This window comes from Paenibacillus sp. P4_E11 (genome assembly GCF_056401635.1).
Genome location: NZ_JBFUIX010000003.1, coordinates 98990 through 119601, shown reverse-complemented (window position 1 = coordinate 119601; position 20612 = coordinate 98990). Strand labels below are relative to the sequence as shown.

12 protein-coding genes are annotated in these 20612 nt (G+C 49.8%); 10 read left to right on the top strand and 2 right to left on the bottom strand.

Translation table 11 applies throughout. The features are described from left to right. Positions 1-85: 85 nt before the first annotated feature. The 10 genes from AC1DWB_RS02310 (at position 86) to AC1DWB_RS02265 (ending at position 16970) form a co-directional block, all read left to right on the top strand. On the top strand, positions 86-1657 hold the full coding sequence (locus tag AC1DWB_RS02310; protein ID WP_477539406.1) for an extracellular solute-binding protein: 1572 nt from the start codon (positions 86-88) through the stop codon (positions 1655-1657). A gap of 69 nt (positions 1658-1726) precedes the next feature. Further along, positions 1727-2710 carry an ABC transporter permease gene (locus tag AC1DWB_RS02305; RefSeq protein WP_477539405.1) on the top strand — a complete coding sequence of 328 codons (984 nt, stop codon included), beginning with the start codon at positions 1727-1729 and terminating at the stop codon, positions 2708-2710. Beyond that, positions 2704-3573, top strand: a complete 870-nt coding sequence (locus AC1DWB_RS02300; protein ID WP_477539404.1) for a carbohydrate ABC transporter permease — start codon at positions 2704-2706, stop codon at positions 3571-3573. Before AC1DWB_RS02305 ends, AC1DWB_RS02300 begins: the two co-directional genes overlap by 7 nt. A 23-nt stretch (positions 3574-3596) precedes the next feature. Further along, on the top strand, positions 3597-6074 hold the full coding sequence (locus tag AC1DWB_RS02295) for a discoidin domain-containing protein (protein WP_477539403.1): 2478 nt from the start codon (positions 3597-3599) through the stop codon (positions 6072-6074). An 879-nt stretch (positions 6075-6953) separates the two neighbouring features. Then, on the top strand, positions 6954-8990 hold the full coding sequence (locus tag AC1DWB_RS02290) for a helix-turn-helix domain-containing protein (RefSeq protein WP_477539402.1): 2037 nt from the start codon (positions 6954-6956) through the stop codon (positions 8988-8990). 263 nt (positions 8991-9253) lie between these two features. Continuing rightward, entirely contained in the window at positions 9254-10612 is a 1359-nt protein-coding gene (locus tag AC1DWB_RS02285) for an ABC transporter substrate-binding protein (RefSeq protein WP_477539401.1), read from the top strand. 42 nt (positions 10613-10654) lie between these two features. Next, the gene (locus AC1DWB_RS02280) at positions 10655-12226 is read left to right on the top strand and encodes an extracellular solute-binding protein (protein ID WP_477539400.1); all 1572 of its coding nucleotides are present in this window, start codon (positions 10655-10657) and stop codon (positions 12224-12226) included. A gap of 132 nt (positions 12227-12358) precedes the next feature. Further along, positions 12359-13372 carry a Gfo/Idh/MocA family protein gene (locus AC1DWB_RS02275; protein WP_477539399.1) on the top strand — a complete coding sequence of 338 codons (1014 nt, stop codon included), beginning with the start codon at positions 12359-12361 and terminating at the stop codon, positions 13370-13372. Positions 13373-13405: 33 nt separating this feature from the next. Then, positions 13406-15469: a right-handed parallel beta-helix repeat-containing protein gene (locus tag AC1DWB_RS02270; protein ID WP_477539398.1), complete on the top strand. Its 2064-nt coding sequence runs from the start codon at positions 13406-13408 to the stop codon at positions 15467-15469. A gap of 55 nt (positions 15470-15524) precedes the next feature. Further along, positions 15525-16970 (top strand): glycoside hydrolase family protein, encoded by a 1446-nt coding sequence (locus tag AC1DWB_RS02265; RefSeq protein ID WP_477539397.1) that lies wholly within the window; start codon positions 15525-15527, stop codon positions 16968-16970. A gap of 497 nt (positions 16971-17467) precedes the next feature. Here the strand turns inward: AC1DWB_RS02265 and AC1DWB_RS02260 are convergent, their stop codons facing one another. Further along, on the bottom strand, positions 17468-20134 hold the full coding sequence (locus AC1DWB_RS02260; protein ID WP_477539396.1) for a hypothetical protein: 2667 nt from the start codon (positions 20132-20134) through the stop codon (positions 17468-17470). Positions 20135-20418: 284 nt separating this feature from the next. After that, positions 20419-20529, bottom strand: a complete 111-nt coding sequence (locus AC1DWB_RS02255) for a hypothetical protein (RefSeq protein WP_477539488.1) — start codon at positions 20527-20529, stop codon at positions 20419-20421. Positions 20530-20612: the final 83 nt, after the last annotated feature.

The following is a 20612-nucleotide window of genomic DNA, read 5'->3' as shown; positions in this document are numbered from 1 at the left end:
ATATATTAGGATTGAATTGCGGGCAAGAGCTGTTGTAGGTTGTAGCTATCCCGGGGGACCGGGAACCAATAAGGAGGAATGAAGCGTGGAACAGAAAAGAAGGGGAAGGCTATGGCTCTCAGTCTTGTTAGTGTCCGTCATGGCAACATCGTCAGCATGCAGCTCGTCAAGTACCAAGGATCCGAAATCTGCGGGGGACTCAACGCCGGCCAAAGGCGCTGCAACCGAAAAGTCCAAAACCCCTGTCAAGATCGTAGGGCTGAATAGCAGTGCCACATTCGATCGGAAGACGCCGGAAGAGAAGCATGTGCACGATATTATTCAGGAAAAAACAGGCGCCGATGTCAACATCGTCTTCTCGGAGGCCGGCCAGTACGTCACTAAGCGCAATCTGATGCTCTCCTCAGGCGAACAATTGGAATTCGCGGAAATGTCTATCGCGGATGCGATACAAGCTTACAATGACGGCGTCATTCTGTCTCTCAACGACTTGCTGGATAAATACGGACCGAACTTGAAGAAAAATGTATTGCCTGCCGCTTTTGAAAGAGTGACTTACAACAAACAAATTCTGGGTATTCCGATTGAGACCCCTGTGATCACGCCAAACGCTTTGCAAATCCGAACCGATTGGCTTGCCAAGTTAAAGTTAACGATGCCGAAAACCGTTGACGATTATGAAAAGATTATGGAAGCGTTTAAAACCGGCGACCCGGACGGAAATGGAAAGGCCGATACCTACGCTTTGTCGACTGGTTCAGGCGGGAGGATTGACATGTTGGAATATGTCTTCGCTCCATTCTTCATGCCGGCAGCTACAGAATGGTGGAAAGATACCGACGGCAAAATCAAACCGCCCGAGCTTCACCCGAGCTATAAAGACATGATGGCCAAATTCGTAGAGTGGCAGAAAAAAGGGTATATCTGGCCCGATATGTTGCTTTCTACGGCGCCCAAGCAGCAAGAGTTGATCGCACAGAACAAAGCAGGAACCGTGGCAGCCACATTCTCCGGAACCATTATAAACGCAGTAGAGGTGCTTAGGAAAACGGTGCCGGATGCCCAATATGTCCCCGTCGCTTTAGAAGGCAAGGGGATCAATAAATTGCCTGCCTCCCCTGCCGCCACATCGGCTTGGGTTATATTCAAGAAAAACGTCAGTCCCGAAACTGTCATGAAATATTTCGATTACCAAGCAACGCCAGAGGGGAGCGACCTGGTCTACTTCGGTGTTGAAGGCGAGAACTTCACTAGGGGATCGAACAAGCTGGTCGAATTTATCGCGGAAGATAAGACGGATCTGTCCAAGGCCAAATATTACGCCAAATTCAAGACGGTGTTCATCAACTGGCCTGGAAGTCCCGTATGGCCCGCGAATACATGGACACACCAGGAATACAACTTGAAGCGGGAGCAAGTGAACAAGCTACCTCGCTTTGATCCGATTGACTCCAAAGTGCTTTACGACAATTCCAAATGGAAATCATTCTCCAAGCTGACGGATCTGAAAACGTATTGGTCCGAGCAGAAGATAAAAGTATTCAACGGAGAAATTCCGGTTGAGAACTGGGATAGCATTGTGAAGAAATGGCTGGAGATTGGCGGGCAACAAATGATTGACGACCGAAACGAGCAATTCGCGGCAGCTGCCAAGTAAGCGGATGAACGGGCTCATCTTCTGTTGTCAACAGAAGATGAGCCCTCTTATGGAAAGGTGTGAGCCGTTTTGAAACCGATCTCTGTGTCTTCATTAAGCAAAGGCAGCCGAACGCAAAATCCGCTGGGAACGAAGAAAACGGGCTTATTCCGCAACCTGTGGAAGTTCAAATTTCTGTATATTTTGCTGCTTCCCGGATTGCTGCATGTGCTGTTATTCCATTATGTGCCTATGTACGGCATTGTGATTGCCTTTCAGAATTTCAGCCCGTTTCGCGGTGTCGAATCCATGTTTATCGATGCCAGATGGGTGGGGATGGACAATTTCGTCAATTTCTTCAACTCCTATTATTTCGGGCGGATCCTTACCAATACGCTGTTGATCAGCGCCTACAAGATCATCTTCGGTTTTCCGGCACCGATCCTGTTTGCGCTTCTGTTGAACGAATTAAGAAACTCCAAGTTCAAGAAAACCGTACAAACGATCAGTTATTTGCCGCATTTTCTGTCTTGGGCGATTATTTCCGCTCTGATTTTATCGTTGTTGTCCCCTACAAGCGGCTTGATCGGCAAGATGGTTGCGGAGTTCAGCGGATCTCAGAACAATTTGGTCTCCGACCCGAATTTTTTTCGCAGCATTCTTGTTTCCAGCGATATCTGGGCAGGACTCGGTTGGGGAAGCATCATTTATTTGGCCGCACTGGCGGGAATCGATCCGGCCCAATACGAGTCCGCTAAAATCGATGGTGCCAGCCGGTTTCAACAAATGATTCATATCAGCTTGCCGGGGATGGCCAACATTATTTCCATTCTATTCATATTCGCGGTCGGCGGGATCTTGAATGCCGGGTTCGAACAAGTGCTGCTCTTGTACTCCCCTAATGTATACTCCGTTGGAGATATTATCGATACGTACGTATACCGGGAAGGGTTAGAAAATTCAAGGTACTCTTATGCGCAAGCGGTAGGCGTGTTCAAAAACATCGTAGGGCTCTTATTCCTGCTCGGCACGAACTATATTGTGAAACGCCTCGGGAGGGAGGGCATATGGTAAGGCTCAAGCTGTTCGATTATGTGAATGCGGCTTTTCTCATCGTGGTATGTTGTTCGATCATCGCCCCTTTTTTGTTCGTAATCAGCCAATCGCTCATGTCCAATGAGGACATCATGCGAAATGGCGTTACTTTCTTTCCGCAGCATGTCGTGTTTGATTCTTATGTTTACTTGTTGACAGGCAGCTCCAGAGTGTATCAGGCCTTCGGCAATAGCTTGTTCATTACGTTTTTCGGCACGTTCTTTAGTTTGTTTTTTACGGGATCGATTGCCTATGCCTTGTCCAAGAAATACTTGCCTTATCGTAACGTGGTGACGGCCGTTTTGCTGGCCTCCATGTTTTTTGGAGGAGGGCTGATTCCTTCCTACCTCCTTGTCACCGCTCTTGGTTTTAAAAATTCATTATGGGCCGTTATGATTCCGTCTTTTCTCAATGTTTGGTATGCCTTTTTATTGCGCAACTTCTTTATGGAAATCCCGCAGGAAGTGGAAGAATCCGCACGCATCGACGGGGCGAATGATGTGATCGTATTCGCTAGAATCGCATTGCCGATGTCGATGCCGGCGATTGCGACCATCGGCTTGTTCTATGCGGTCGGTTTTTGGAACAGCTGGTTCCCGGCTTCGATCTACTTGTCCGATCCGAGCAAATGGCCGCTGCAATTGCTGCTGAAGTCCATGCTGCTCTCCTTCGACCCGAACATGAGCGGGGTATCCGAATCGCTGGGGCTGCTTGCTGCGCTTTCCAAGGATAGCGTCCGGGCCGCGATGATTATGATTACAACGGTGCCGATCCTGCTCGTGTATCCGTTTTTACAGCGCTATTTTGTGAAAGGCATGATTGTCGGATCAGTAAAAGGATAACGAAGATGAGGTGTTGGTAGCTTATGAACGTCATCACTCCCTATGTTCAATTGTCGGCAACCGCGGGGTACGTGGACCGGGATGAAAGTCCGGAGACTACGCCGGTCGGGAATTGGGGCTTTCCATTTTCACTTACAGCCGATTATCTAGGCCGAAGCTTAGGCTTTCATCTCGGTGCGGTGACCCAAGTCGATAAGGTCGAATTATGGTGCGCCGGTGTGTCCTTAATTGGGAAAGCGAAGACGTATCGCTTGTATGCCAGCCTGGACAATTTGTCGTACACAGAGATTGAATCTTCTCACTTCCGTTCGCGGGTCATAGAAGGACGAACTGTAGATAGCTTTGAATTTTCCGGCCTGCGCGCGCAATTTATCAAAATCCACATTCCCTCCGAGGAAGGAACTGGACGATTTCCCCTTCGCCTGCTGCAGCTCGACACTAGAGCCTATGTGGTCGACGCCAGCGTCGGTTCGCAATTGCCCGCATTAGTCGGATTTAGAAGCGGAGACATCGCCCCCGAAACCGGAGCTCTTGAGGAGTGGGGCAGCACGGCCACATTTGCCATAGATGTCTCGAGAAACAGCGTCGGCATCGATTTCGGAGAGGTTCGAGAAGTAGCGAGGATCGATCTGATTAACCGGTACTCCAGCTCCAAGGGGACGGGCAAAGGCGAGGAGTACGCCCTATATTGGAGCGATGATAATGTGACCTATTCGCAAGTGGAGCATGTGGCCTTTACCCAGAAGATCGCCAATTTGCAATTGGTCTGCTCGTTCGAGCTGGAGCCGATCAAGGCCAGATATTTCAAAGTGAATACACGCTTCACGGATGGAGAATCGCATTTCGAGCTCTACGACAACCCCCAATTCAGAGTGAAGGCGTTCAGTCCAGCTCTTGATGGCTCGGGAGGAGGAATCTCAACAGCGCCCCTTCCTGCAGATCAGCCATTCGCCATTGGCTCTCGAACGGAATTGTTTATCTCGAGGGATTTGGTGGAGGCCATTGATGGCTTGAGCTATACCTTGCATCCGGGTGTCAAGCATGAGGATCGACCAGTCCTCACCATGGACTGCCCTTGGGAGGGATACCGGCAGGTGATGTGGGGGGACGTGCTATTCGATGAAGAGGAGCAACTGTTCAAAATGTGGTACTTTACCGACACGGGAGGGAGTACCGAATATTTCCCGCATAGATGGACTCTTCTGTATGCCACTAGCGAGGACGGGATCAACTGGAGCAAACCGTTAACGGGGACCTCCACGAACAACGGGATGCCTACCAACGCGGTAGCGATTAGCGGAGCCGTCGAGACTGCCAGCGTCACGAAGGATGTATTCGCACCTCACGATGAACGGTACCGGATGGTCACGTTTACTTGGGATAAACGGTACCAAACGATGGTTTCGCCGGACGGGATCAACTGGACATTTACTGGGAGCTTCGGCTCGGGCCATGACGTCGCCTCTGCGGTATGGGACCCTTATCGCGAGAAGTACGTAGTCTTGCATAAGTGCAGTTTGACTGACCCCGGTTATTTTCATTCTGTGCGCCGATTGTTCTACACGACGACAAGCAGCGACTTTCGAACGTGGACGCCGTCCTACCGCAGCTTGAATACGGATGCGGAAGATCAGCTTGTGGATCAGGTAGCCAAGAAGCTGGAGGAGATCAAGCCGATAATGGAGGCTCCGGTTAATCGCTCTCTTATGCGGACTGATATTTATGGGGCGGGGTTGTACCCGCATGAGAGCGGACTGATTGCATTCCCATGGGTCTTTTATGCGAATGATGAAGAAGCGTATTATTACACCATCGATGATGGAATCGATGACGTGCAATTGGCGTTTTCGCGCGATGGCAACAACTGGTCGAGGGAGCTCCGGGAACCGGTTATTCGGCGCGGCGAAGTAAGGACCGCAGGACCGGACGCTACGGCACAGGACAACGCTGTAGTATCCGATTGGGATTGCGGATGGATCTATACCGCTTCCAAAGCATTCGACGTAGGGGATGAAATATGGCTGTATTACAATGGTTCGAACTATGCGCATACCCAACCGGCCCATCTATATGAAATCTATCCGGAGGGACATCCGCGTGCGGGACAATCTACCGGGCGATTCGATCACAAGACGGGGACAGGTGCGTTCAAGGGCGAAATCGGGTTGGTGAAATGGAAGCGGGATCGCTTCGTGTCCGTCGATGCTGGTCAAGCGGAGGGAGTGCTTACGACGAAGCCTATTCAGTTTGCTGGCAGCAACCTGCTCTTGAATGCCCGAATTGCAGCGGATGGATACGTAAAAGTGGAATTGCTGGACGAGCGCGGCAACGTGATTCCTGGTTTTAGCGCGGAGGAGTGCAGGGCTTTACAGGGAGATCAGATCAATCATCTTGTAAATTGGTCTGGCCATAAAAGTCTTGCTGATCTTGCAGGCAGCGCGGTAGCAATCAGGTTTTATCTAAAAAACGGACAGTTGTTTTCCTATCGGTTTGGTGATTGACAATCGGCTGATTCAAATCGTCAAGCCGTATATCGGTCCCGAGTTGTCGATAAATCAGCTCAGGCGCAGAAGAAATAACGTAAATTTGAACGGGGAGGTTCGGGGGAGTAGTCTCACCGGAACCGGAGCAGTCCGACCGTGCAAACCATCATGACCGGGAGCCGTTCGGGACAACAGTCCTCCCGGAACCCGACAACCGCCGGAGCCGAACGCAGGAACAGCAAGAGCAAGCATAGATTCAGCCACAGCATGGGTACTTGCTTGGCTTCTCTTGCTTGCTCTTGAGTTATTATTTGTCAAGGGAGTAGCCGCAAGCGGGGTGAGGCGCGAGTAAGACCCCGGTCAAAAATCGATGCTCCACAGTAGCAACTTCTGCGACTTCGATTGAACTTGAAATCGGTATTAGGATGGACTTACGAAAAGAGTCGATGCAACGCCGAGCGACCAGAAACCTCGTAGTGATGGGGGTTAAAACAGGCAGATCGACACGAACCCCGGCGACGGCGGGCTTCCCGACCCTGTTGCCAAGCGGTCTGGTCATGTCAGAAAATTAGGGTATAGAACGGAAGCCATCTAGCCAGTCAAGCGCTCCCGGAAAGGAGGCGGCAACAACAGATACCTCTTAGACAGCCACAGAGAGACACGCTGAATTCTCGGTTCATTATGTCTCTCGCAGACCGCAAGCAACCTTAATAATTCGCGATCAGTTGATTCGCGAGAAGGGCTATAAGGACGAAGTATTCTGCGATTGACGATCCCAGATAATACTAGTAGACTAAAAGTGCACAATCTATACTATGGTCTTACCAATTGTATGATGAACGGGAAGGAGCGGCTTAGCTTGGGCTCCTTTTTTTGTTCATGAAGGGGGAATCGGCGTTGAAACGGGATACCCGCTCCTATTTGTACCGGGTGGCAATCGTGCTGATCGCTGTGTCGCTCATTCCGGCTTTATTGTCAAACGCTTACAACACGAATCTGTTTATGAAGCAAACGATCCGTCTGGTCGACGCCAAAAACGGAACCGAGCTGGCCCGCACCGGGACACTGATGGAACGGATGCTGCAGCAGATTATGGATTTCACCAGCACGACCGCCAGCGATGCCCGCTTCACCAACTTGCAGACGACGACGGAGCACTGGAAGGTGTGGCTTGAGATGAACAAACTTTTGTATGTTAGTCCTTTCGTCACCGAATATATGCTGTATAACGGTGCCGACCGGTCACTGCTTATTTCCAATTACGGAATCGAGCGTAATCCCGAGCGGAGCGCCATTCCGTGGATAGCCTCGCAAACGCCGCAAATCCCTTTGTACCAGTACGAGATTAAGGCAGGATATTCGAAGCCAGGCACCCAGATGGCATCCATCGTGCATAAGCTTCCCGGGCTGCAAAAGGATCCGAACTATATCATCTTTAATGTAGATCTGGATAAAATGTATACGTCCTTTCTAAGCGAGCTGAATGTTAACACCCAGATATACAACTACTATTTGATCGATGCGAAAGGCACAGTTATGTATCACCGTGACAAAACATTGATCGGTACAGTGCTGCCGGAGCAAACGGGAAATTCCAATATTCAAGTCGACCGGATCAAGCTTGAAGCGTTTGACTGGGCTTTAGTCCGCGAAGTGAATACGCAGCTGTTGTACAAAGAGGTAAGCGCCCTCAAAAATAAATTGCTGGCGGTATTGTTCACCGTCATCGGTGTCATGTCGGTATTTATCGTGTTTGGGGCACGCGAGCTGTATAAGCCCTTCCTCAGCGTTGTCGCCAGAGTGATGGAAAGCGAAGAGCAGCAAAGAAGATCGCTGCTTGGCCGTTTCATTCGCGGGGAAACTCCGGTCAGTCCGGACCTCGTTCAACGATTGCCCGAGATGTCGCCTTATCTCGTTGTAGCGATCATCACCCTTAAGCATACGCAAGAAGGAAAGAAAACCGAGAAAACTACCGCTTCCCAGATTCAGCGCATGGCTGCGCCGTCATCGTTCCGATTGGAGCCGTTCAAGGAACCAAACGGGGATGAATTCGTCCTGTTCCAGCTCGAGCATGAAGATATGGACCGGTTTATGACCGAGCTTTTGCTTACACTAGACCCTGCCGAGCTGGATTCGGTCGTCATCAGCATCGGCGGCATTCATTCATTGGAAGACGTTCATAAGTCTTATATCGAAGCGTTGTACGCCTACAACATCGGCCGCATTTATACGGCGGACAGTCCGGTCTATTGTTTTAACAAGCTGCCGATGGACTATGAAGTTCCGATGAAAACGGCCGCTATTGAGGAACTGGAGCTGGCGATCCGGCAGCAAAACGAACGGAGCTTTACGGAGGCGCTGAACGCTCTATTTTCCGGGCAACTGACTGTGGTGGAGTATAATCTTAATTTTTATCAGACGGTTACGCTGCTGCTTCGCATGTTCGGCCAGCATAGCTCAACGTTTATAAATGAATTGAACCAGCTTATTACGGACAAAGGGATTATGAACGTCACCGCTGTGAAGCAATTCCTGTTTGCGAAGTTTCATAGCTTCCGCGATTATGCCGAGGAAACGAAAGATTATGCAGGCAGAATCCATGACTATATTACCGCGCATTACACGGAAAACTTCTCGCTGGATGAGATGGCTGAACACTTGGGCCTATCGAAGCAGCATTTGATTACCGTATGCAAAAAAAGGTACAACCGGACTCCGATCGAATATTTGAACGAATTCCGTATCGAGGAAGCGAAGCGGCTGCTAGCCGACTCCCGGACGAAAATCGCCGACATCGGCACACGCTCTGGCTTCAACAGCAACAGTTATTTTGCCAAAGTATTCAAAATGTACACCGGCATCACTGCTTCCGAGTACAGAGAGCTGTTGTTTAAGCGGAACATGGAGAAAGAGCCGCAACTCGCCGATAGCTGAACGATCAGTCCGATTCGCATGCCGACAGGAAACATTGTCGGCTTTTTTAACTTCCCGTGAAAATGAAATGGGGGGGGGTATGAAGCGGGGGATATTTTTTTGTATCACAATATTCAACTCGTTGAACTTGGGACTGGAAGCCGCTCGTTGCAACGGTTTTAATATATTGTGATTGAAAAGATCGCCGATGATGGGTAGGCTGAAATTGTTCCGGCGTCCGGGGCCGGGATCGATATGATGAAGGAATAAGGGGACATGGTCCGATGAAGATGAAGAGACATATTACAATGATTCCGTTGTTGTTGCTGGCCGTTGCTTTGTTGCTGGCAGGCTGCAGCGGGGGTGGTACGGACACAACCGGCGATAAAACAACCAACGGTGGCCAAGACAAGGATAAAGCGAAGTTGGAAGAAAAACCGAGGGAGCCCGCCGAAGTTGTATTTTACTCGCAGAACGGAATGACGCCGGCCGATTTCGATAATCGATTCGGCAACAGCCTGAGAAAGAAATTTCCCAACGACACGATCAAGTACATCCAGAACACGGGCAAGGGGATGGATGTTCCCGGCATGCTCGCCTCCAATACCCATTACGATGTTTATTTCGCCAATGTCGGTTATTTCGAAAACGAGGTCATCTCCTACGATTTGCAGTTGGACATGTCCGATCTGATCAAGCAGCACCAGCTCGATCTGAACCGGATTGACCCGTCGAACATTAGCGGCATCCGGAATTCGAGCTACGGCATGTATGCGCTTCCCGTCGTTGCCGATACGCTCGGCATCATGTACAACAAAGACATTTTCGATAAATTCGGCGTCCCCTATCCGAAAAACGGCGTCAGTTGGGGAGAAATCATCGATATGTCGCGCAAGATGACCCGGACCGAGGGCGATAAAACGTATGCCGGATACTTGCCGTTTACGAATTACATGCTGTCCATGAATCCGCTGTCCATTCCACTCGTTGACGAGAAGACGCAGACGCCTACGATCAACCGGGACGAACGCTGGAAGAAATTTTACCAGACGCTGCTGATCGCTCCTACCGAAGTACCCGGCATTCAGGAGTATTTGAAGAAACACAATGCCATCGACGGGTTTTTCAAAGATCAGGAAGTTGCGATACTTGGCGGGGTGACCGCTTTCGTGGTCAATACCCGCGAAGATCAATTAAACAAATTCAACTGGGACTGGGTGCCGCTTCCGTCATTCCAGGATTTGCCGAATGTGGGTGGACAGCCGTATACGCAATATTTCGGTATTACCCGGATGGCCAAAGACAAAAAAACCGCGGATGCGGCAATGGATATGCTGAAGTATCTCCTGTCGGACGAATTCCAGACCGAAGTTGCCAGAAAAGGCTTTATGCCGGTGTTGAAAAACGTGGATGTCAGGAAAGAATTCGGTCAGGGTACGAAGGTGAAGGATAAAAATTGGGGCGCCTACTTCTACAACAAACTGGCGGAAGTTCCGTATAAAAGCGTCAATGAAATACCGATCTCCTCGCTGTATGTTGCGAATATGAATAAGGTTATGATAGGCGAGCTCGACTTGAATACCGCATTGCGGTTGTCGGAAGAGAGCGCAGCGAAAAAGCTGCAGGAGCTGAAAGCGAAGTAACTGCCGCAGGACGGCTTGGGAGCATAAGGAGGGCTTGAATCGATGCGTACATACAGAGGGATCAAAACGATGCTTGCCCCAATGCTCCTGATCGTTCTCCTCACAGCGGCTTCTTGCGATTCGGCTGCCCCGGAGCAATCAGGTCCGAATGATGGCCAACCGATATCGAGCGGAATTCGCATCGTCGGGCTGAATTGCAGCCCCTCCTTTGACCGGCAAACGGCTGAGGAGGAGCGGGTGCATGATCGAATATTGGAGCAAACGGGGGCTGATGTGCGCATCGTCTTCTCGGATGGGGGATCAGGCGGGCCGTGCCGGTCGAAGCGGGCGGCCATGCTGTCCTCCGGCGAGCAGCTGGACTTCGCCGAATTATCGATAACCGAGGCGGTACAGGCGTTTAACGAAGGGCTCCTTTTGCCGCTCAACGATCTGCTTGACCGGTACGGGACCCATCTCAAGAAAAACGTCGTACCCGAAGCGTTCAAGCTGGCGACGTATGAAGGAAATATTCTCGGTATTCCGATCGAGAACGGTCTGTATACGCTCAGCGCGCTGCAAATCCGCGCTGACTGGCTCGCCAAGTTGCAGTTACCGCTCCCGCGAACGATAGACGAATTTGAGGAAGTGTTGAAAGCGTTCAAGGAGCGAGATCCCGACGGTAACGGCAAGATGGACACAGTACCGCTTACCGTTGCATCGGGCGGCGCGTTTAACATGCTGGAGAACGTTCTCGGCTCGAGCTTTCTGCCGCAAGGCTATGCCTGGTGGCAGGACGCCGACGGAAAGTTGAAGCCGCCTGAGCTTCATCCTGCCTATAAGCAGTTTCTTGCCAAGCTCGCCAGTTGGAACGAGAAAGGATATTTGTGGTCGGATTTACTGTTGTCGGCTGCAGACAAACAACAGGAGCTGATTGCCGATAACCGGGCAGGGGCGGTTGCCGCCACGTTTTCGGGAACGATAGTAAACGCCGGCGAGGTGCTGAGGAAATCCGTGCCAGACTACAACTATGTTCCGTTTGTGCTTGAGGGCGAACAAGGCCTCAATCGTTTGCCTGCCTCGCCGATCGCTCACTCGGTCTGGGTCATTTACAAAAAGAATGCCAGTCCCGAAACGGTTTTGAAGTTTTTCGACTACCAGGGAACTTACGAAGGCAACATGCTGACCTCGTTCGGCATCGAAGGCGACAACTACACGACGACTCCGGACGGGATGGTCGTATTTATCTCCGAGGACAAAACCGATTTGGCCAAAGCGCATTATTACGCCAAATACAAAACGGTGTATATTAACTGGCCGGGCAAACCGGTATGGCCGGTTAAAGCATGGACATCCGCAGAGTACAATTTGAAGCGGGAGCAGGTAAACCGGCTGCCGCGATTCGAACCGATCGATTCTGGCGTGTATTACGATATGACCAAATGGCAGTCGTATCCGAAGCTTGGTGCTTTGAACGATTATCTTAGCGAGCAGAAGGTGCGGGTGCTAAACGGCGAAATACGCGTCGACAGCTGGGATGGCATCATGGCGCGTTGGCTCGAAATGGGAGGCTCGCAAATGATCGACGATCGCAACAAGCAGTATGCCGCATCTGCGAGCCGAAAGAGCTCCCAGTAATCGAACCGCTGCAAAGCGTTCCGGGAGCAGGGCGCATAGCCAATAAGGTCAAAAGCGCCATTCCACGGTTCAAAGCTTTACGGCGCGACATGGTTGGACCATCTTACAGGAATGGCGAGGTAAGGGATCGCGATGAGTAAATACCGTGCTGCCGTTATCGGGCTGGGCTATATCGGCTTGAGGGCGGATATACCGCGAATAGATGTGCCATTAAGCCATTCGTTGGCTTACCGGTTAAACCCGCATATTGAATTTGCGGCAGCCGCAGGCGTACGCCGGGAGCAGGGCGAGCAGCTCGCCCTTATCGCGCCGGAAACTAAGTTTTACACGGACTTGGAGGCGATGCTCAGCGAGCAGCAGCTTGATGTGATAAGCATTTGCACGCCAGAGCATGTGCGTCTGGAGCTGCTGCGGACGGTATTGTCCCGTTCGCAAGCGCGCGTCCTCTTTCTGGAAAAGCCGGTTGCGACGACAGTTCAGGAGGCGGAGGCAATCGCCGAGCTCATGGAGCGCCATAAGAGAACGGTTGTCGTCAATTTTTCGCGAAGATGGAGCGAAGGCGTTCGTCAAATTCGTCAAGCGGTAATGTCCGGGGAGCTCGGCAAGCTGACCAACATCCATGTGCGGTATACGCGAGGGATCGGCAACAACGGTTCTCATCTGTTTGATCTGATACGGTTTGCAGCGGGTCCGATCGCTCAAGTCCAAGTCGTCAGGCAAGTCGCCACGAACATGGATTGCAAAGGAGACCCGACGTTTTCTTTCTTGTTTTCGCTGGACAATGGCGTCCCCGGGTACGCGGAGGCGTTTGACGACCGCCATTTTCTTATGTTCGAGATGGACTTGTACTTCGACAAAGGCAAAATCGAGCTGCAACGGACCGGCGATGACATCCGCTTTTATACGGTTGCGAAGCATACGTCGGTTCAAGGCACACACCTGACGCTGAAGCGCGAGGAGACCAATCTGCTGGCGCGCGATAGCCTTATTCAGCTGGCGGTCGAGCATCTCGTCGATATCGCGCAAAACGGCGCCGTGCCGGTCTGTACGCTCGAAGACGGCCTCTGTTCGGTATATGCAGCCGATGCCTTGATCCGGTCGCACCGAAATGGCGGAGCCGTCCAATCGGTAAAGACGAATATATGACCGAAAAATCGACCTAGATGAGGTGAATAAAAGATGGAGCAGCAAGCGGGGAAAGGCTTGAAACAGGAACGGCCGGAGGAGTCTGGCAGCCAAATAAGCCGCAGAAAGCTACTAACGTCCTTCGGCATGGCCGGTGTGGCCCTAGCCGCGGGCAGCATACTCGGGGGATCGTCAACGGCTTACGGGAAAGAGGGTTCATCGGTTGCCGGTGCCGTATACGAAGGGTCTAACGACAAGGACAAAATTCCCCCAGGAATAGCGGCGAAGCTTGAGCTTGTAACCCATAACGAGCTGGCAGGCCGTGATATGGCTGAAGCACATCCAGCGAGTGCTATTCTCGATAGTAGCGGGAAAACACAGCAAGAGATTAATGAATCATCCGTCTATACCCTTGAATCTATTTCTGAAATGTTAGCTCTGAATAGTAATTTTCAAACCAGAACGATCAGAATGAAAGCCACTGGCGCTATGTATATTTACAATTCTGATAAATCGAATGTAAATGACGGATTCTACACATTGAATGGCTGGGTGCTTGTTGGTTATTATGATCAACTATTAGCAACCCTTGCGGGTTTAAAGGGTGATGGTACCAATGAATACACAAAACTCCAAGCATTATTTGATGTTTCTGCAACATTAAAATTACCTATCAACTTATGTGGCTTGAATATTAGCACATCAAGCTTGACCGCGATTGGTGATATTAAACTGATCGGTTCCGGCGGCATTACATTATTCGCAGGGTCAAACACAACTCTTTTAAACACTGCTTATAATTTAATTATTGATGGTGACATTGAAATTGATCAAAACAAGGATAATAATGCAGGTGGAACCATTACGGCAGAATCTCATTGCTCTATTAAACATTCAGGCAATTCATTGATTTTAAAGGGCGCTAAATTTAAACCATCTGTTTCAATCAACATTGTCACCCGGGCCAAGAAAAAACTAATATGTGAAAACATTGAAGTTGATAGCGGTATGATTGGATTATATGCAATCACACCACTTGCGAAAGTTTCCATTACCGGTGGAGAGTATAAGAATGCATCTTTGTATGATAATATCCAAATCTTAAATGGCGAAGATGTTTATATTAGCGGCGTTACGTCACATGATGCTCAGCGCAGCGGAATTGTAATAAGCAATACAACTAAGAAAACACGCATTATTGGTAATTTGTGTTATGGCAACAAAAAGGATTCTGCCAATCAGGGTGGCTGGGGTATTGTTTGTTCTGTAAATACTTTAAATAGTGTCGTATCATCAAATATTTGTATCGGGAATCAAGTTGGCGGGATCACTCTTGATACATACCCGGCGCTAGGTGTTGAAAGTCTTGATAGTAAAATTTCAGTTGTCGGCAATATCATTCACGGATTGTTTAATGGCACGTATAGTACAACAGGGATTAGTTTAAATGACGCTCAACATGTAGTCCTGTCAGCAAACAATATTTACAAAGTGGCACAAGGTATTCACACAGACAGGGCAAATTATGCGAACATCATTGGGAATACCATTCAAGACGTTAGCGCTTATTTCATACAATTATACAGGTCCAATCATGCAACGATAAAAGGGAATCGATTGGATGGCTGCTCTAATCCATCAGGCGGGGCTATCGCTTGTATCGATTCGTATGCTGCCGATTTATCGGGTAACACGCTCACAAGCTTGACGGGTAATTCCGGGAACGTATTTAGGGTTAGCGGAAATTCATCTGATTGGGTAATTAAGGGGAATACGATTATTCGGGATGTCGTTGGGAGTGCCTATGTGTTTCATATTTTAGGAGCCGCCAATACGGGGGGCATTATTAAAGGGAACACATTTAAGTCTAAAGTGTCCGGCGCATGGCAGTGGTACATCGTATCGGACAATAACGCACAATTTTCATCTTTCGACAACATTATTGAAGCTGCCGGAACTTCTTATATTTATCAAGGTGCAAATGCGACTGCTGGTGATGATGCCGTAAATGGCAGTCGAAATGTTTGGACGACAGCGCCATCCTTCAAATCAAGAATTGGACAAGTAGCGGTGATTTCAAATGCATTAAAATACTGGAATGGAACTACATGGGCATAAATGGGGCTGTCCCAATTAGTGAAATTGAAAATATAGGAAAATAAAGGAGTATAACATGATAAACATTTCATCCAAACGCGAATGCTTTTTCGACGACTATTTGATTGACAATGCCAAAACGACAGCAGAATTCCGCTTGCATGGACCGACTCGCCGCGAAATCGCCATAAACCATGATGCATCGTGGGAGGGCAACGGTTGCAATTACCACAATATTTTACATGACAATGGTATATACAAGATGTACTATCTTGCCTGGCAGATGTATAGCCCCGACAACAAGGATCACACGACGAATGGTATTCGTGTTTGTTATGCCGAAAGCCGCGACGGAATTACATGGACAAAACCTGCGCTCGGAATCTGCGAATGGGAAGGCTCGCGGGAGAACAATATTATTTTAGACAAAAATACGAATAATTTTGATAACTTTATGGTCTTCCGCGATGATAACCCTGCTGTTCCTGCGTCCGAGAGATATAAAGGCGTTGGAAAATATAATAATCCGGAGTTTGGGCAGCGAATTGAACTGCGAATGTTCACAAGCCCCGACGGACTTCACTTTACAATGGGCGATATTATTACTACAAAAGGATATATGGATTCTCTCAACGTTGTTTTCTGGGATGAGCTTGCGGGGATCTATCGCGGATATATACGCGGGTTCCACAATATCATAGGCGACGACTGGAACGCCGGAATACGCGATATACGTTACATTTGGTCAGAAGACGGTAAAAAATGGAGCGACCCCGAACCGATTTGTTTTGGAGACTCGGAGGATTATCCGCTTTATACAAACTGCGTTTCGCCGTATGTCCGCGCACCGCATATGTATATAGGTTTTCCGTCGAGATATGTAGAACGCCCCGAATGGAACGGCAATTTTGAGCAGCTTGGCGGAAAAGAAAAACGTCTTGAACGCATGTTGCCCTCGAAGAATCACAAACGATACGGACTTGCGGTTACAGACTGCGTATTTATGGTTTCCCGCGACGGTATAAATTTTACACGGTATGATGAGGCTTTTATGCGCCCCGGTATGGAGAACGGTTCGAATTGGGTTTATGGCGACTGTTTTCCGGCACGCGGGCTTATCGAAACGCCTCCCCTTGTAGAAGGCGAACCGCACGAGTTGTCGTTATACAGTTTTGATAATCATTGGATGGATGTGCCGGCACAATTGTGGCGATATACCATACGCTGCGATGGGTTCGTTTCGCTGCACGCCGGTTATGCCGAAAAAGTAATAACCACCAAGCCGTTTACCTTTACAAGCGGTGAGATGAGGATTAACTTTTCGACATCGGCCCGGGGTTATATATACTTCACTTTGCGGTCGTCCACGGGAGAAACACTTGAAAGCTGCGAGATTTTCGGTGATTCCATTGACCGGGTAATAACCTTTGATCATGATGAGCTTGCAAAATTTGCAGACAAAGAAGTAGTATTGACCGCGCGGATGCGCGACGCGGATTTATATTCGATAAGATTTGCTTGATTTCTTCGTCGTAAAGAACAAACCTACGCGATTGTGCGAGGAGATTCGCAAGGTTTGGCTGCCGAAAAATCTTGCGGCGATCCCGCTGTAAATATTCGATATCGATTGTACGAACCTTTCGTTCAGCAAAATATATCGCACAACCGTCGTACCGGTGGAATAATCGCATAAACAGGGCCGTCTCCAAGTTATTTTAGATGATAATCGAGACGGCCCTGTTTGTTGTAGGCTCGCTGCTTGTGCGGGACATCCGGGAGAAGCAAAGTGAACCTGCGGAGTCGTGGGTCCTTTATATTTTGTTTTTGCCTCCGGCGGATTACAGCAGCTAACCGCCCAGAAAGGCCCCATCGAACAGTGGAGCTACAGTTCGACGGGGCCTTCATCAAGTTCTTGTCAACCGACAACAACAATAGTGGTATGGTGGCGGCGGGGGGTGTCAGGTGACAAGAACAATATCTGGAGTTGTTCAAGGGGTAATCGTCGAACGGCTTTTGCTTCTAACGTAACTGCAATTTGCGTTCCTCGAGCCTTTGACGCACATGCATGCAGTTGATTACTTTTTCCATGAGATCCTGGGTCGTATAGAAGTAGTGATTGCTCGCCTCGAAGCCGATACGGGAATCGTTCCGGACGATATCGTACAACTCTTTGGCCAGTTCGATCTCCTCTTCGATAATGACGTAAAGCTGAGCTTTGATGGCTTGGAATTGCGGTTCGTCTGCTGCGGTATCCAGCTTATCCCTTAGTCTTACAAATTTCGTTTGCAAATGCGAAGTTTTAAAATGGCAGTAAGCCGCCTTTGCCACATGCAGCAAATCGAAGAATGCGGCCTTCTTCCTGCTGTCCGAGCAGTCGATGAGCGGTTCCGCTTCCTGAAGAATGCCGATACCCCGTTTCCAGCCGTCGGCAACCTTTTGAAATTGTTCCTCGAATATTTCCTCCGAATAGATTGATCGCCAGCTCTTCAGATCGTCGTAGGGAATGCCGACCATGGTGGCGGCAAAGCCTGTCGGCTTGTCGTACAGCAAATTGGCCGGCCCTATATTTTGCGGCGCGGTGTAGGCAACGCTAATGTGGAAAGGAAACTGCCCGAATGCGCAGCTGAATGCGCTCCAAGCTTCCCTGACGACGGCGCCTGCTTCTGCGCCGAATACTTTGCCGGCGACAAGTTCGGGCCCCTTGACGCTCGATTGTTCCGTGTCCCAGTAATATTGGGAAGCGAACTCCAAATTCAAGGAAGGGTAGCCGCCGAGCGTCCAGCTGAGCATCAGTCCGCTTATGCCCGACTCTTGCAGGTTGTTTAAATGCCGCTCCAGCAGATCCATAGTAGGCAAGTAAGGAACGGATGCGCATTCCCAGGTGATATTGAACTGCACCTTGGCTACGGCGGACAAACCTCTTTGCCTTGCCTTGCTCCAAATGCGCAATGATTTCTCGCTGGGGCCCACTTGCGAAATGGAGTAGTCGACCACATGCCCTTCGACGCCGCCGATATTCGTAATCAGGCCTTCCTCACTGTTGCTCATCACGCTTACGCGATCGGGCAGCAAACCGATGGCTTCATCTATCGTTTCGGGGCTCCATCCGAGCCATTGCGTCCATCCCCAAGTCCAGCATAAGATTCTGGCGTTAGGCGCCACGCTATGCGTAGCTTCGGCAATGATCCGGTTGACCTCCGATGCGACCTCATGTGGCGATCGGCTTGCGCAGCGCGGACAATTCGTTTTTCCGCCGCCGGCCCGGGAAAAGCAATTCGTCAAATTTTCTGACATGGTGATCGTGAAGAGGCCGGCGAGCTTCGGAACTTCCGTGAACAGCCGCGCCGTGCCCGTTCTGAGATAGTCTTGAACTTCCGGATGCGAAGTGCAAAGCGATGCATCCTCTACATCGGCATGTCCCTTCCAGTCCGGGACTTTCTCGAAGAATGACAAAGGCATCGCCCGCGGCTCGTTATAGTATAAGTAGATGCCGATTCCGTAGTCCGCCGCGCGGTCGACGAGTCTCTTTAAGCCTTCAATGCGCTTCTCCCAATCGACGGATAACTCCGGCGCGGGTTCGAAAGGAACCAGCTTATAAAGTAAGGCCTGCAGCCAAACGCCGTTAATGCCCAGCTTGGAAAGCTGCGACAGCAGCTCTTCCGGATAAGGGTCGATGTCGGGGTCCAGAAGAGGATCTCCGTATACGGCGAAGTAGGAATACACATAGCGCAGATCGAAGCGGGTGTTGCGCACGGTCGATTTAGACTCAAGATAAGGCGCGTTGCGCTCTTCCATCTTTTTTTGCAGCCAGTTCAAACCTCTTAGTAGCCCGACTTCGTCGACGGCCTGGATATCGATGCGTTCTGCGCTCACCCGGATACGATGGCTTTCGGACAATAAAGCGGAATCGGGCTTAATGGAAAGCGAGAGGATCCGCTGAGGGACCTCGCCGATGCCGCGTTGAACGGCTGTGTTTGCACCGTCTTGGGCGCCGGAGTCGAGAATGGGCGAAGCGGATAACCGGATTCCCCATACCGCTTCATGTTCGGCAATAAAGCGGCGCGCAAATTTTTCGACCCTTTCCCGTCCTTCGGGATAGACGATCGTCCATTCATTGCTCAACAGCACTTCGTTGGGATTTGCCGAAACTGCCCACGGCTCAGCGGATTTGTTATTGCATGTAAAGTTATTCAAGAAATCAAAAGGCTTGACCGGACTTTCGTCCCGGCTATTTGGAAAATGGGCATCGATCGTCTCGCGTATTTCCCGGGTGCGAAGCTCCTCGTCCCGTGTAAGCGGTATGTAAGCGACCGGCTCGACCGCAGGCTTTAAATTGCCCAATTTGACCCAAAGAAAATCGTCCTCTTTGAGCGCATAAGCAAGCATATCGGGACTCCAACCGAGCAGCTCCAGCAGCTGATTGTAGGGCAGAATATGCCAGTTGGTGCGTATGATCGTAATATACCCGCGGATCAGCCATTGTTCGTCGATTCGGGGAGGAACGCGAAGACCCATATCCCGCGCAAGCGTAAGCACATTTTCTTCCGTCGTTTTGAGAATCTTGGCCAATCTGTCCAGTGGAACAAGCTCCCAATTGCGCCATACCACCGTTTGCTGAACGGTTGGAAAATGGGGGAGACTCAGCGGTTCGACATCTTTGTTTTCTGCATAGCCGGGATACAACATAGTTACCTCCGCGTATGTTTAATATCGATAACAGTACAGGCCCGTTTAGGGATTATATAATAAATATTATATATAATATTTATTATAGCAAAAGGTTTATAGTTTGAACAATAGGTGACAAAGAAAAGACGGTAGGACTTCGGGCTGTACCGTCATTCCATTAAACAATCGCAATTGAGGCTAAAAGCCAGTTCGTCAGGAGGCCGTTTGCCACGGTAAACGAAAAGCTGACGTCCCAAGACAGGACGTCAGCTTTTGATTTTGCTGTCGAAATCAGATTAACGCTATCTTCCCATCTGATGATGCCGCTTATACTCTCCGGGCGTCGTGCCCGTCACCTTCTTGAACATCCGAATGAAGGAATTGACATTGACGTAGCTGACTTGTTCGGCGATATTCTGATAATTTGTGTCTCGCGCTTCGGCTTCCGCCTATCGACCATCGCTGACGTTTCCTCGTATGCCTGAGAAAAATCCGC